Origin of the sequence: Hymenobacter aranciens (genome assembly GCF_030580865.1) — a bacterium.
GTDB classification, from domain to species: Bacteria; Bacteroidota; Bacteroidia; order Cytophagales; family Hymenobacteraceae; genus Hymenobacter; species Hymenobacter aranciens.
Window position 1 is genome coordinate 282,052 of sequence record NZ_JAUQSY010000008.1, and the last position, 14,067, is coordinate 296,118.

The 14,067-nt window shown below is 65.6% G+C and carries 9 protein-coding genes; 7 read left to right on the forward strand and 2 right to left on the reverse strand.

The window, feature by feature from the left end; all coding sequences use genetic code 11:
• Window positions 1–50: 50 nt before the first annotated feature.
• Window positions 51–3,947 carry a DUF8693 domain-containing protein gene (locus Q5H93_RS13900; protein WP_305007160.1) on the reverse strand — a complete coding sequence of 1,299 codons (3,897 nt, stop codon included), beginning with the start codon at window positions 3,945–3,947 and terminating at the stop codon, window positions 51–53.
• A gap of 339 nt (window positions 3,948–4,286) precedes the next feature.
• Here Q5H93_RS13900 and Q5H93_RS13905 point away from each other — a divergent pair, with 339 nt between their 5' ends.
• Both Q5H93_RS13905 and Q5H93_RS13910 read left to right on the forward strand, forming a co-directional pair.
• Window positions 4,287–5,618: an APC family permease gene (locus Q5H93_RS13905; protein ID WP_305007161.1), complete on the forward strand. Its 1,332-nt coding sequence runs from the start codon at window positions 4,287–4,289 to the stop codon at window positions 5,616–5,618.
• A gap of 47 nt (window positions 5,619–5,665) precedes the next feature.
• Window positions 5,666–6,169, forward strand: a complete 504-nt coding sequence (locus tag Q5H93_RS13910; RefSeq protein ID WP_305007162.1) for a CinA family protein — start codon at window positions 5,666–5,668, stop codon at window positions 6,167–6,169.
• 33 nt (window positions 6,170–6,202) lie between these two features.
• On the opposite strand, the gene Q5H93_RS13915 is transcribed toward Q5H93_RS13910, so the two are convergent.
• Window positions 6,203–6,796, reverse strand: a complete 594-nt coding sequence (locus Q5H93_RS13915) for a hypothetical protein (protein WP_305007163.1) — start codon at window positions 6,794–6,796, stop codon at window positions 6,203–6,205.
• A gap of 183 nt (window positions 6,797–6,979) precedes the next feature.
• Here Q5H93_RS13915 and Q5H93_RS13920 point away from each other — a divergent pair, with 183 nt between their 5' ends.
• The 5 genes from Q5H93_RS13920 to Q5H93_RS13940 all read left to right on the forward strand — a co-directional run bounded on the left by Q5H93_RS13920 (window position 6,980) and on the right by Q5H93_RS13940 (window position 14,051).
• Window positions 6,980–8,197, forward strand: a complete 1,218-nt coding sequence (locus tag Q5H93_RS13920; protein ID WP_305007164.1) for a zinc dependent phospholipase C family protein — start codon at window positions 6,980–6,982, stop codon at window positions 8,195–8,197.
• 179 nt (window positions 8,198–8,376) lie between these two features.
• On the forward strand, window positions 8,377–9,132 hold the full coding sequence (locus Q5H93_RS13925) for a peptidylprolyl isomerase (protein WP_305007165.1): 756 nt from the start codon (window positions 8,377–8,379) through the stop codon (window positions 9,130–9,132).
• A 172-nt stretch (window positions 9,133–9,304) separates the two neighbouring features.
• Window positions 9,305–10,345, forward strand: coding sequence for a UDP-N-acetylmuramate dehydrogenase (murB, locus tag Q5H93_RS13930; protein WP_305007166.1), 1,041 nt, complete (start codon window positions 9,305–9,307; stop codon window positions 10,343–10,345).
• A 123-nt stretch (window positions 10,346–10,468) separates the two neighbouring features.
• Window positions 10,469–11,476, forward strand: coding sequence for a fibronectin type III domain-containing protein (locus Q5H93_RS13935; protein ID WP_305007167.1), 1,008 nt, complete (start codon window positions 10,469–10,471; stop codon window positions 11,474–11,476).
• 181 nt (window positions 11,477–11,657) lie between these two features.
• Complete coding sequence (locus tag Q5H93_RS13940) at window positions 11,658–14,051, forward strand: phospholipase D-like domain-containing protein (RefSeq protein ID WP_305007168.1); 2,394 nt, start codon at window positions 11,658–11,660, stop codon at window positions 14,049–14,051.
• Window positions 14,052–14,067 lie beyond the last annotated feature (16 nt).

Sequence of the window (14,067 nt, forward strand, 5' to 3'; positions counted from 1 at the left end):
AAGGCCGAACGGAAACCCGTTCGGCCTTTTCAATGATGGGTGCGACGAAACTATTCGAGCACCACGCGCTTGGCAACCGGCGAGGCCGAGCCGGCCTGCACGCGCAGCGTGTACACGCCGGCGGCGAGGCCGCTGGCATCCAAGGCCACGCTGGTGGCTTCGCCGGCAGCGGCGGCGCGCACGGTGCGCACCGGCTGGCCGAGGCTGTTGTAGAGGGCCACGGTTACAGTGCCGGTTTTGGCGGCGGGCACCTGCACGGTGAAGCGCTGCCGGGCCGGGTTCGGGAACACGCTGATTTGAGCGGCGCTGAGCTCGGCGGCGGTGGCCAGCGGGGCGCCGGCCGGGGCGAACACCAGCGTGAAGCGGCCCGCCAGCGTGGTGGCCGTGGTGGCGAAGGTATAGCGCGGCTGCTGGCGCAGGTCGTGCTGCTGGCCGGTCACGGCGTCGCGCAGGTACACGGTGCCGGTGAAGTTGCGCAGGGCGGCAGCTTCGAAGGTGTAGCTGCCGGCGGCGGGCACGCCTACGTGCAGCGGCACCACGGTGGCGGTGGTCAGCGCGGGCAGGCCGTTGATGGCGAGAGCATCGGTACCGGACAGGGCGGCCAGGTTGAGGCCGTGGGTGTTGGGCAGCTTCACAGCGTCGAACTCAGTATCGACGCCGGGGGTGGCGCCGGCTTGGGCGTACACGTAGAGGTCGTCGGTCAGACTACCGCCCTGCAGGGTCAGCTGGAGCTGCGGGCGCAGGTCGGCCGCGCCGCGGCGGAAGGTGGTTTGGGTGGCCGGGTTCGTTACGCGCTGCGAGTTGCGGAACGTGAGTGAGCCGCTGCTCTGGCCGTTGCTCACGCGCACGAAGAAGCCCTGGCTGCTGGCGAGAAGGGCGTTGGCCCCTACGCCGTTGACGTAGCTGCGGTAGTTGCCCGCGTACTGGCCCGTGCTTTCAAACACGTACATGCCGGCGTCGAGGTTGGGGCGGTCGGCGGGGGCTACCTGCGAATAGTCGAGCGGGGCCGGGTAGGGGTTGCCCACCAGATGCCAGCCGCCGTTGGTGCCGCCGCTGCGGCCGAGGGTGCGCACGAGGTCACCGTTGTTGAGCGTACCCACGAAATCGACGGTGCTCGTGGCCGGGATGTTGACCGTATAGCCGTGGCCGACCTGCATGGCGGCCGTAGTCGGAGCAAACCAGCCTTTATCAAAGGCCGACAAATCGTTGGTGACCGTGTTTACCCGGCTTTCGTCGTAGCCGAAGATATTCGGGAACGGCGTGACCAGGCCCGGCGTGGGCGAGCTGTTGTAGGTGGCGGCCTGGCTTAGCTCGGGAGCAAAGCCGGGGGCGGCGAGGTCGGCCAGGGTGGTGTTGCTGACGGGCGCGCTGTAGTGGCGGTAGCCCGCGCCGGCATTCTGGCTGGGGTTGATGTAGCGCTGCACCGTGACGTTGCCGACGACGGTACCCACGCCGCCACCCACCAGCGACACCAGTGCCGTGCCAGTATCGGTGCTAGACAGCGTCAGAATTTGGCCATTGGTAACGAGGTTGCGGTTAGTCAGGTCCAGCGCTTCGAGAATTTCCAACGGCCGGCTGAGGGTGAGGGTAGTACCGGCCGGGCCGTCCACCTCCATCTGCTTCATCACGGTGGGCTGCCCCGAGCCCGTGACGGATGCCGGGGCAGTCGAAATGTAGTGGTAGGTGGTGCCGCCGCTGCCGTAGTTACGGATGGCGGTGCGCACGTTGCCGGTGTTGCCCGAGGCGGTGATGCCGTCGGGCGAGCTGATGACGACGGTGCCAGCGATGTACGCAGTGCCGCTGCCGGTTACGTAGCCATCGTACACGGTGGGGTTTTGCGCCGTGGGGTTGGGAAATTGCAGTTCGCCAGTGGCTAGTAGGGTGCCGCTCACGTCGAGCGGCGACTGTACGGTGGCGCTGCCCGTAGGATTGATGGTGATGTTGCGGTACTCGCCAGCCAGGGCGCGGGTGTCGGCAATGGTGACGTCGCCGCGCTGGGCGGTGAAGAACTGGTTGCCGGGGTAGTTGAGGAAGTCGATGGTGAGGGGCAGCGAGCCGCCGCCGCTGCCGTTGGCGCCCAGGTTGCCGGTGCCCAGGGGCAGGCCGCCCAGGGTCTGGTTCGAGAAATAGGTGTAGTCGCCGTTGGCCACCACGGCCATCACGTGGAGGGGCGTGGTGCCGGTGATGCCCGCGCCCAGGGCGCTGAGCGGGATGCGCAGCTCGAGGCCGGTGGTGACGGCCCCGGCGCCGCTGGCATCGCTGTTGCTCACGCCGGCCGTGTTCGAGTTATTAAAGGAGGCTTCGCCGGTGAGGCCCCCGTCGAAGTTGAGGGGCTGGGTGAAGTCGGTGGTGGTGGTGCTGAGGTAGCGGCTGGGCGTGGTGCCGTTGTCGAGGCGCACGTAGTCGGCAAATAAGCTCGTGCCGTTGTGGTTGACGGTGATGAACGACTCGGGCGCAAAGCCGCGGTCGAACTGCAGGCCGGCCAAGTTGCCGGAGGCGCCGGCGGTCGAGTTGTTGCCGGCAATGGTGCTCTGGCCGGCGTTGGGGTCAGCGTCGAAGAACAGCAGCAGCTTGTTGCCGCCGCTTTCGAGGTTGCCGGCAATGGTTAGGTAGAGGTCGGTGCTGGTGACGCGAACATAGGCTGCGTCGAGCTCGCTCTGGTTGTCGCCGAACTGCGTGGGCGCGGTTTGCACGGCCTTCTGGGTGTAGAGGCTGGCGTCGGCGGTGCCGTCGAGCACTACCTGGCCGGCGGCGATGCCGGTGCCGCTCAGGCTCACGCTGAGGGTGGGGTCGCCGGGGTCGTTGGAGGCGATGGACAGGGTGCCGGTCTGGGCGCCGGCGGCGGTGGGCGCGAAGGTCACCGTCACGTTCACGGTGGCGCCTACTGCTACCGTGAAGGCGCCGCTTGGCGCCGCCGTGAAGCGGGCGTTGTTGGAGCTGATGCCGGTCACGTTGAGCACGGCCGTGCCGGTGTTGGTGACGGCCACCGTGCGGGTGGCGGTGTTGCCCACGCCCACGTTATTGAACGCGGCCGTGCCCGGGCTGACGCCGATGTTGGGGACGGCGGCCACGGAGTTCGTCACCGTCACGTACTGGTTGCCGGCCTGGTTGTTGAAGTTGACGCTACCCACGTTGGCCAGGTTGCCAGTGCCCACGGGCAGGCCGGCCAGCACCTGGTTCGAGAGGTAGTTGCGGCCGTCGTTGTTGATGAAGGCGATGATTTTGATGTCGCCGCCGTTCACCGACGTGCCCAGGGCGCTGAGCGGAATGCGGTACTCGATGCCGGTGCTCACGGCGCCGGGGTTGCCGGTGGCGGCGGTGCCGGAGTTGCCGTCCACGCCGGCCGTGTTCGAGTTGTTGAGGGCTACCGTGCCGGAGCCCGAGCTGCCGCCGGCAGCAAAGTCGAGGGGCTGCACCAGCCCGGCGGCCGTGCCGCCGGTGTTGATGTAGTCGGCGTTGTTGCTGCCGCCGCCGGTGGGCAGAATGCCGTAGTTGGCAAACACCGAGGCCGTGGTGGCGGTGGCCATGCCGGCCGTCACCGACAGGGCGTAGTCGGCCGTGAAGCCCGCGTCGAAGGTCAGGCCGTTCATGGCCCCCAGGAAGTTGGTGTTGCCGGTGAGCTGGTTCTGGCCGCCGCCCTTGCTGTCAAAAAACAGGTCGAGCTTGTTGTAGTTCGTTTCGAGGTTGCCCCCGATGAAGATGACCAAATCGGAGCCCGAGATGTAGGCGTGGATGTTGTCGAGCTCGGAGCCACCGGCGCTGGCCACGTTGCCGTTGGTGTTGTTGCCGAAGCTGGTGTTCACGGTTTGCACGGCCAGCGCGGCCGGGTACGAGGCATCGCGGGTGCCGTCGATGGTTTGGGCCTGGGCCACGCTGGCGCAGCCCATTGCTGCTACCAGGGCCGCAGCCGAGAGCCGCTCCCTGACAGAGAGTAAAGGTTTCATCATGAAAAATTTAGTGTGGGAATTTTACGTGGAGTCTGACTCCTATCATCAACAGCAGCCGAAACCGGGGGAAAGCTAGGATTTATTTGGCAGTTATCCTAATAGGTATCGGCGAATGGCGCTGGCGGCTCGCCCAAAGCGAAAACGCAGTTGTAATGCCCTGGCCATCGGCACCGGGCAGCGCTGCCCGGCCTGTCTTATCCCCCTAAGAAGCACCCGGCAGCGCTGCCTGGCTTACTTTACCCCCCTAAGTAAGGCCGGGCACCGGTGGCGGAATATCCCAGCCAGCCTCCGCGGCACTGCGTGACGTGCGTAGCTTTGGCCCCATCCAACGGTTGGGATATGGCTACTACTTCTCATTTGCGGCGGCTGCTGGGACTGGGCTTTGCACTGGCGGTATCGGTGGGCGGCACGGCGGGCACCAGCGTGCTCACCGCCCCCGGCGACCTGGTGCGCGCCTTGGGCAGCCCCCAGCTGGTGCTGGTGCTGTGGGTGGGCGGTGGGCTGTTCACCCTGCTGGCGGCCAACACCCTGGCCGAGCTGGCGGGCCGCCTGCCCCAGGCCGGCGGCTGGTACGGCTACGCCGAGGCGGCCTTCGGCGAGTTTCCGGCTGTGGTGGTGGCCTGGGCCGACTGGACCAGCTCCTGCGTGGCCGGCGGGCTGGTGGCCCTGCTGCTCGGCGACTACCTGGGCCAGCTGCTGCCCGCGCCCCTGGCGGGCCATACTACGCTGCTGGCGGCGGCGGCCATCCTGCTGCTGGGCCTGCTGCAATGGCGCGGGCCCCGCTCGGCGGGCTGGGCGCAGGAAGCCACGGCCGGCCTGCTCATTCTGGTGATGCTGGGCCTGGTGGCGGCCAGCGGCCTGCTGCCCGCCGCGCCCCGGCTGCCCAATCCCGGCCGCCTGCTGGTGCCCGGCGCCAGCCTGGTGGGGGCGCTGCAAATCGTGGTGTTTGCCTACGACGGCTGGTACGGCCCCATCTACTTTGCCGAGGAAACGCCGCAGCCCGGCCGCACCCTGGCGCGGGCGCTGCTGCTGGGCACGGGCATCATTCTCACCCTGTATTTCCTGTTGAATTTCATGCTGCTGCGCGCCCTGCCCTGGCCGCGCTTCACGGCCAGCACCCTGCCGCTGGCCGAAATAGCCCACGACCTGCTGGGCCCGCCGGGCCGCCGGGCGGTGCTGGTGCTGGCCGTGGCGGCCCTCGGCGGCGTGCTCAACTCGGTGCTGCTGATGGCCACGCGGGTGCTGTTTGCGCTGGGCCGGGCCGGGCACCTGCCGGCGGCGCTGGGGCGGGTGCACGCCGGCGGCACGCCCCGCCTGGCGCTGGGCGTGGCCGTAGCGCTCACGCTGGTGCTGGCCCTGAGCGGCACCGTGCCCACGCTGGAGGCCATCACCAGCATTCTCTTCGTGGGGTATTATGTGGTGGGCTTCGCCGCTTTGCTGAAAGTGCGCCGCCTCAGCCCCACCCCGCCCGATGGCAGCTACCGCGCCTGGGGCCACCCCTGGAGCACAGGGCTGCTGGTGGCGCTGTCGGTGGCCTTTCTGGTGCTCAACGTGGTGGCCGATACCGTGCACGCCGCCGTGGCGCTGCTGCTGGTGGTGGGCGCCTGGCCCTTGTGGCGCTGGAAAAAGGCCCGGGAAGCGCAAAAACCGCCAAACTCGACCGCAACCTAGCCGCGCCTGCCGGGGTATGGCTGGCTACGCTCTCCTTCCCCCCCGCTATGAAAACCCCCAACGTCGATGCGCTGACCAAGCAGTTCATTCAGCAAAAGCTGACCCTGGCGCTGGCCGAAAGCTGCACCTGCGGCCTGGTGGCGGCGCAGCTGGCCCCGGCCTTTGGCATCAGCCAGGTGCTGCTGGGCTCGGTGGTGACCTACCACATCGAGGCCAAGCAAAAGCTGCTGGGCGTGAAAAAGGCAACCCTGGCCACCTACTCGGCCGAAAGCCAGCAGACCACCAACGAAATGGCCCTCGGCCTGCACCGCCACTTGCCCCAGGCCGACGTGTGCGTGGCCGTGACCGGCCTCTGCGGCCCCGGTGCCTCCGAAACGCCCGACAAGCCCGTGGGCACGGTCTTCGTCACCATCCTGCTCGAGGGCCACGCCCACGAGTTCCGCCAGCACTTTGCCGGCGGGGCCCTCAAAATCCGCGAGCAGGCCACCACTTTTATTTTCGACAAGCTGGCCGAGCTGCTGGAGCGGCGGCAGGCCGCGCCGAGCAATTAGTAGCGCGAACTTTGTAGTTCGCGCTACTAATTGCTACTTCCCCATCGTGTCCCGGTACAGCCTCACCACCCGGTAGGTTCCGGTTTTCTTGTCGAAATCACTCAGAGCCTGGAGCGTCCCCAGGTCTTTGACGGCTGCCACGAAGGCCGGATTACCGGCCTCGTAGGCCAGGCGCAGATTTTTTTCGGTGAGGGGAAAGATGAGGCCACTGAGGCCACGGCTGAAATAATAGCCAGTGGCGGTGTAGGTGCGCATGGCCGGGCCGCCGCTGCCGGCGTTGCGGTTGGGCGCGTTGTTGGAATAAATGGTGAGCGTATCGGCGGCCTCGATGCGGTATTCCTCGCCCTGAAACAAGCGGTAGCCGACGCCTTTCTCATTGACGTAGCCCCACACGCTGTCGTAGGGCACCACGGTTTTACCAAAAGCCTGGGAACCCTGGCGTTGCATCACTATCAGCCCCTGGCGCTTATCCGAAGCGCGCACCTCGGCCCCGGCGGGCGCGGGCTGGCTGCGGCGGTACTGGGCCGCCGAGCGGTACACGCCCGTGGGGGGCGGCGGGGTGAGCAAGGGGGCCGCCAGCGCGCCACCAACCAATAATGAAAAAGCAACTCCGGCAAACAAGCGCATGACAGTCAAATTAGAAACCAGATAAGAAGACAAACCTACGGCCGGACCAGACAACGCCCGGCGCCAGCCGCGGGGTAAAAACCCCGTTGGCGGGCCGAACGTTCGCCCGCCGGGTGGGCAACGGGCTTGCCGGCCGTGCTGTACCTTCGCAGGCGGGTCCGCTTTCCGGCCCCCTTCCCACCCATGAAAAAACTTCTGCTTCCCCTGTTGCTGGCGGCCATCACGGCCGGCTCGGCCAGTGCCTGGGGCTTCTTTGGCCACCGCACCATCACGCAGCTGGCCATCTACGAGTTGCCTTCGCCTATGCAGGCGTTCTACTACCGCCATATGGCCGAGCTGGTGCGCCAGAGCACCGCGCCCGACGAGCGCCGCAACGACGACCCCAGCGAGGGGCCCAAGCACTACATCGACATGGACCATTACTCCGAAGATGACCCCTTCGGCAAGATGCCCCGCGAGTATGACAAGGCCGTGGAGAAATACACCGCCGACACGCTTAAGAAGTACGGCACCGTGCCGTGGGTGATTATGAATATGAAGGACGACCTCGTGACGGCCTTCCGCGACAAGGACACGACGGCCATCATCAAGTATTCGGCCGAGCTGGGACACTACATCAGCGACTCCTTCGTGCCGCTGCACACCACCGAAAACTACGACGGCCAGATGACCGACCAGAAGGGCCTGCACTCGCTCTGGGAAAGCACCCTGCCCGAGAAATACATTCAGGACTACAAGCTCTACGACCCGACGGCACCCAAATTTCTGAAGGACCCGCTGACGGCCGTGTGGACGGAAATCACGAAGAGCTTCGGCTTCCTGGGCGAGACGTTTGACCGAGCCACCAAGATTGAGAAAACCATGAAGCCGGAGGTGCGCTACACCTTCACGCACCGCTACGGCAAAACCCAGCGCCGCTACTCCGACGCCTTCGCCGCCGAGTACGAAAAAGCGGTGGGCGGCATGGTCGACTTCCGCCTGAAAGGCGCGCCTAATGCCGTGGCCTCGTTCTGGCTGACGGCCTGGCAGGAAGCCGGCAAGCCCGACCTCAACGCCCTGATGACCCCGCCCAAGCAGGGCAAGGAGGAAAAGGAAAAGCTTGCCACCGAGCTGGAGTCGTGGAAGAAAAATACCCTCGCCCAGGACCAGCTGCTGCTGGCCCAGCAAAAAGTGAAGAAAGCCGAAGGCGCCGACGAAATCAAAGCCGCCAAGGACATGGCCCCCGCACCCGCCGCCGAACCGGCCGAAGCCGCGCCGGCACCGGCCGCTGCCCCCGCCCCAACTGCCGAGCCCGAGCCCGCCAAGGTGAAAGCTAAAGTGAAGGAAGACGGCAAGACGACCAAACAGAAGGATAAGAAAAAAGACAAGCCCAAGAAGGAAGAGGCGCCAGCTGGCTGGTAAGCCGCTGCCTCCTCCGTAGAATGTCATGCTGAGCGCGGGCTCTGTCATGCTGAATACAGTGAAGCATCTCGCCTGTGGCAGTAATTCCTCTTAACCGGGTTTACTGCTGCAGGCGAGATGCTTCGCTGCGTTCAGCATGACGTTCTTTTTTATTCTTTCACTTTTGCTTTCCGCTCGTTATGTCGCTGAAACCTCTGCTCCTTTCCCTGACCAGCGCCCTGCTGCTCAGCAACTGCGGCCCTGATAAGCCCGCCCCGCCGCCCCCGCCGCCGCCCGCCGCCACCATCCCCGGCCCCGACATCGCGGCCCTCACCGACAGCACCGCCCCGGCCGCGCTACTGGCCTACGGCCAGCAATACCCGGCCTCGGAGGTGCGGGTGAAAACCAGGTTCGGCACCATCCGGGTGAAGCTTTACGACGATACGCCCATCCACAAGGCCAATTTCCTGCTGCTGGCCCGCAAGGGCGTGTTCGACGAAACGATGTTCAACCGCGTGGTGAAGGGCTTTGCCATTCAGGGCGGCCAGACGTTTAAGCCGCGCACCATCCGGCTGCGGCGCTACCGCCTGCCGCCCGAGATGCGCCCGGACCACTTCCATCGCAAAGGCGCCCTGGGCATGGCCCGCTACGACGACGAGGAAAACCCCGGCCGCCTGTCGTCGAACACCGATTTTTACTTCGTGGTGGGCGCGAAGATGCCCGCCGCCCAGGCCCGCGCCGCCGCCGGCCGCCCCCTCACGCCCGCCCAGGCCCAGGCCTACGCCACCGTGGGCGGCACCCCGGGGCTCGACGGGCAGTACACGGTGTTCGGCGAAGTTATCGAAGGACTGGATGTTATCGACAAAATTGCCGCCGTGCCCGTGGACCCGCAGGATAACTGGCCGACGGAAGACGTGGACATCAAGGTGGAAGTGGTGGAGCCTAATGTGAGGTAAGCTTTAGCTTGCCGTGATTCGGTATTGGGTGTTCGGTGTTCGGTGTTCGGTGTTCGGTGTTCGGTGTTCGGTGTTCGGTGTTCGGTGTTTAGGAAAGTTCATATCCAAGACCCAAGACCCAAACACCGAATCACGGCAAGCTAAAGTTTACCTCACACTTTACCTTTGCGGCATGATTCCTCAGCTCGAAGAAAACACCTCCCTACTCCCCTACAACACCTTCGGCCTCGACGTGCGGGCCCGCTACTTCGCCCGCTTCGCCTCGGTGGCCGAGCTGCGGGCGCTGCTGCAGCTACCCGAGGTGCAGGCCGCGCCCAAACTCATCCTCGGTGGCGGCTCCAACCTGCTGTTTACCCAGGATTTCGATGGCGTGGTGCTCAAGAACGAGATTCGCGGGCTGGAAATAATAGCCGACGACCCGACTACCGATACCGTGCTACTGCGGGCCGGCGCCGGCGAAAGCTGGCACGGGCTGGTGGAGTATTCCCTCGGCCAGGACCTGAGCGGCCTGGAGAACCTGTCGCTGATTCCGGGCACGGTGGGCGCGGCCCCGCTGCAGAACATCGGCGCCTACGGGGCCGAACTGCGCGACACCTTTGAGCGGCTGGAGGCGGTGGAAATCAGCACCGGGGCCGTGCGCGAGTTCACGGCCGAGGAATGTGCCTTTGGCTACCGCGAGAGTGTGTTCAAGAATGTGCTCAAAGGGCAGTTTGTGGTGACGGCCGTGCTGTTTCAGCTGCACCGCCAGGGCCAGCCCAACGTGCGCTACGGCGACATCCAGACCACCCTGGCCGAGCAGGGCGTGACCGGGCCGCCCACCCCGCAGCAGGTGAGCCGGGCCGTGGTACACATCCGCCGCTCCAAGTTGCCCGACCCCGCCCAGATTGGCAACGCGGGCTCGTTTTTCAAAAACCCCGAGATTCCGCAGGCGCAGTACGACGCGCTGAAGGCCCGGCACCCCGAGCTGCCCGGCTACCCCGTGCCGGGCGGCGTGAAGGTGCCCGCCGGCTGGCTCATCGAGCGGGCGGGCTGGAAAGGCCAGCGGCGCGGCCCCGGCGCCGGCACCCACGGCGTGCACGACCGGCAGGCGCTGGTGCTGGTGCACCTGGGCGGCGCCCGCGGCGGCGAGCTGCTAGGGCTGGCCCGCGACATTATTGCCTCGGTGCGGGAGCAGTTTGGCGTGGAGCTGCACCCGGAAGTTAACATTTTGTAGGCCCAGAACGGTTTGGCGCCCCGGGCGCGTATGTGGCGGCCGCTCTGCGACGAATGCCGATTTTATGTCCGAACTTTGCGGAGCGCTTCGGCTTCCCGGTCCGTTTTTCTTTCTATTCTGATGATGACAAACCTGCTTTTGCTGGCCAGCCTGCTGGGCAGCGCCACTGCTGCTTTTTTCAACCCGGACGAGCCGGCCGTGCCGCCCGTATTGAGCGTAAAGGCTGCCCGCGCCGCTGGCCCCGGTGCCACGGTCACGCTGCGCGCCGTGGTAATTAACGGCGCCGAACTGGGCAACATCCGCTACGTGCAGGACGGCGAGGCGGGCCTGGCGCTGTATGCCTTGTCGGCCAAAGTGCCTGGTTTTGGCGAGCTGCGGTCCGGCGACAGCATTCAGGTGACGGGGCTGCTGAAAAACTACAATGGCCTGCTGGAAATGGACCCCGTGCAGTCGGTGCACACGCTGGGCCGCAGCTCCCGGCTGCGCGCCCTGCAGGTGCCCGCCGCCCAGGCCGCCAGCCTGATGACCGAAGCCAACGAAGGCCGCCTCCTGGAAATCAAAGGCGTAACCAAGCTGGTTTCGCCGAACGGCAACGACGCCGCCAGCCTCAGCAGCAACTCCAACTACCTCGTCAACGGCTTGCCCGGCGCCCTGGTGCGTGTCAGCAACAGCAGCACCGGCCCCGACGGCCTCGTGGACCACGCCCTGCCCACGGGCGAAACCTTCGACGTGCGCGGCATCCTGAGCCAGTATGCGCCCAGCGGCAGCGGCGGCTACCAGCTATTGCCCCGCGTGGCGGCCGACATCGTGCGCGGCGGCGGCCTGCCCCGTCTCACCGAAGAGCCCGTGCCGGTGAACGTGACCAGCAGCGGCTTCACCATCGTGTTTTCGACCCTTAATCCCGGCGACACCCGCGTGCGCTACGGCCTCAACGCCAAGGAGCTGAAGGAAAGCCGCGTGGATGCGGCCCTCACCACCCGCCACAGCCTGACGCTCGACAATCTCATTGCCGGCACCACTTACTACGTGGAGGTGAGCTCGCGCAACGCCGCCGGCACCGAAACGGCCCCGGCCGTGCCGTTCATCACGGCCAGCGGGGGGAAAAAGCTGCGCATCGGCACTAAAAACTAGACGGCCTTGTTGGGCCGGCCAAGTGTAAAACAGCACGTCATGCTTCACTGCGTTCAGCATGACGTGCTGTTTTTATAGTTCTCATAAGCATAACCTGGCTTTCACCAGTATTTCACGCAAAATTCCAGACCTTTACGGTCCTTTTTCGAATCAGCTTCATTTTCCCCCATTTCTTTCTTTTATGAAGAAAATTACTCTTTTGGCCGCGCTGCTGAGCCTGGCTTGCGGGTGGCAGACGGCTTCGGCCCAAACGGCCATCACCATTGCGCAGGCGCGGGCCCAGGCTCCCGCCACCAACGGCGTGGCTGGCCCCGTAGTAACGGTGCGCGGCATCGTGACCAACGGTGGCGAGCTGGGCTCAACGGTGAGCGTTATCCGCTACATTCAGGATGGTACGGCGGGTATCGGGGTGTATTCCACGGGCTCGCCTACCATTGCGGCACTGCTGAACCCCCTGGTACCCGGCGACAGCATCATCGTGACTGGTGGCCTGAAAATGTTCCGCGGCCTGCTCGAAATCGACCCCGTGCAGTCGCTGACGGTGCTGGCCGGCAACCGCCCACTGCCCGCCCCGGTAACGGTGACGGCGGCGCAGGCCTCGTCGGTGTTTGCCGAGCAGTATGAGGGCCAGCTGGTGCGCATCAACGGCCTGACTTCGCTCACGTCTCACCCCACCAACTGCGCTACTACCGGCGGCCCCGTGTCGGCCTTCGCGGCTCAGACCTCGTACCGCCTCAATGGCACCTGCCCGCTCATCACCTACGTGCCAGCTAATTCCGGCGGGGCCGACGGCCTCATCGGCAAGCCCAGCCCCTCGGGCACGTTCGATGCTATCGGCATCATCAGCCAGTATGCGCCGGGCACCAATGCCACAACGGCCGTCACCGGCGGCTACCAGCTGCTGAACCGGAAGTATGCCGACTTCGTGCAGGGCCTGACCCCCAACCTCACCAGCTCGCCGCTGCCCACCAACATCAGCACCACGGGCTTCACGGTGAGCTTCAACACCCAGAACTCCGGCAGCACGCAGCTGGCCTACGCCACCTCGCCCAACGGCCCCTTCACCCCCACGGCGGCCAACCCGGCCCTGACCACCACCCACAGCCAGACCCTGACCGGCTTGCAGCCCGCCACCATCTATTACGTGCAGGCCATTTCGGTGAACAGCGTTGGCCGCTCCGAGTCGCGCGTGGTGCCCATGATTACGCAGTCGCTGTCGACGGGCACGATTAAGAACTACTTCAACCGCGCCGTGGATGCGACCCTGGCCCTGCCCGGCAACGTGGCGGTAGCCGCCACCAGCGGCGCCATTGCCGATACGCTGGCCCTGCGCTACATCGACCGCGCTACCCAGACGCTGGACATCACCATCTACAACTGGAACAACAGCGCCATTCTGAACGCCGTGAACCGCGCCTTCGGCCGCGGCGTGCGGGTGCGCGTTATCTACGAAGACGACAACGCCAACGTGAGCGTGGGCCAGCTGACGGCCGCTATTCCGCGGGTAGCCCGCCCGGCCGGGGGCTCCAGCAACACCAGCAGCATCATGCACAACAAGTTTGTGATTATCGATGCCAACAATGCTAACCCCAACATTCCGTGGGTGTGGACGGGCTCGATGAACTGGACCTCGGCCCAGCTCACTACCGATGCCAACAACGTGATTGCCGTGCAGGACCAGTCGCTGGCCCGCGTGTACACGGTCGAGTTTGAGGAAATGTGGGGCAGCAGCACTGCCACGCCCGGCGCCAACCTGTTTGGCTCGCGCAAAACCGACAACACTCCGCACCACCTCAACATCGGTGGCAAGCACGTCGAGTCGTACTTCTCGCCCACCGACAACGTCAACAGCCGCCTGCTCGATGCCATTGCCTCGGCCAACAATGACCTGCACTTCGAGTCGATGCTCATCACCCGCGCCGACCTGGCCCGCGCCATCGCCAACCAGATTTCGACCCGCAACATCGGCGCCTGCTCCGACGGCCTCGTGAACGACACCAGCGGCACCGCTGGCTTCTCGTTCCGCCTGATGAAGCCCACCATGGGCAACCGCCTCATCATCAAGCGCAGCGGTGCTGGGTTCGGAATTATGCACCACAAAACCCTGATTGTGGACGCCGGCGCTTCGCAGTCGGACCCCACCGTGTTTGTGGGCTCGCACAACTGGACCCTCTCGGCTGATACCGAAAACGACGAGAATACGCTGGTGGTGCACGATGCGCACGTAACCAACCGCTACTACCAGGAGTACGCTGCCCGCATTGCCGAGCAAAGCCAGGGCTTCACAGCCTGCCGCCTGGTGCTGGCCACCCGCACCGGCACCGTGCAAACCAGCACCATGCAGGCCTACCCCAACCCCACCAAAGGCAGCTTCAGCCTGAAGCTGGCCAGCACCAGCGCCCGCACCGCCACCGTGGTGCTGCGCGACGTGACCGGCCGCGTGGTGCTGGAACGCACCGAGCCCTACACCGGCCAGGACCTCAACGTGGACGCTACGACGCTGAAATCCGGCATCTACATGGTGCAGGTGACGACGCCCGAAGCCGTGCAGGTGAGCCGCGTGGTGGTGGAGTAACCTTCCCTCGCTTAGT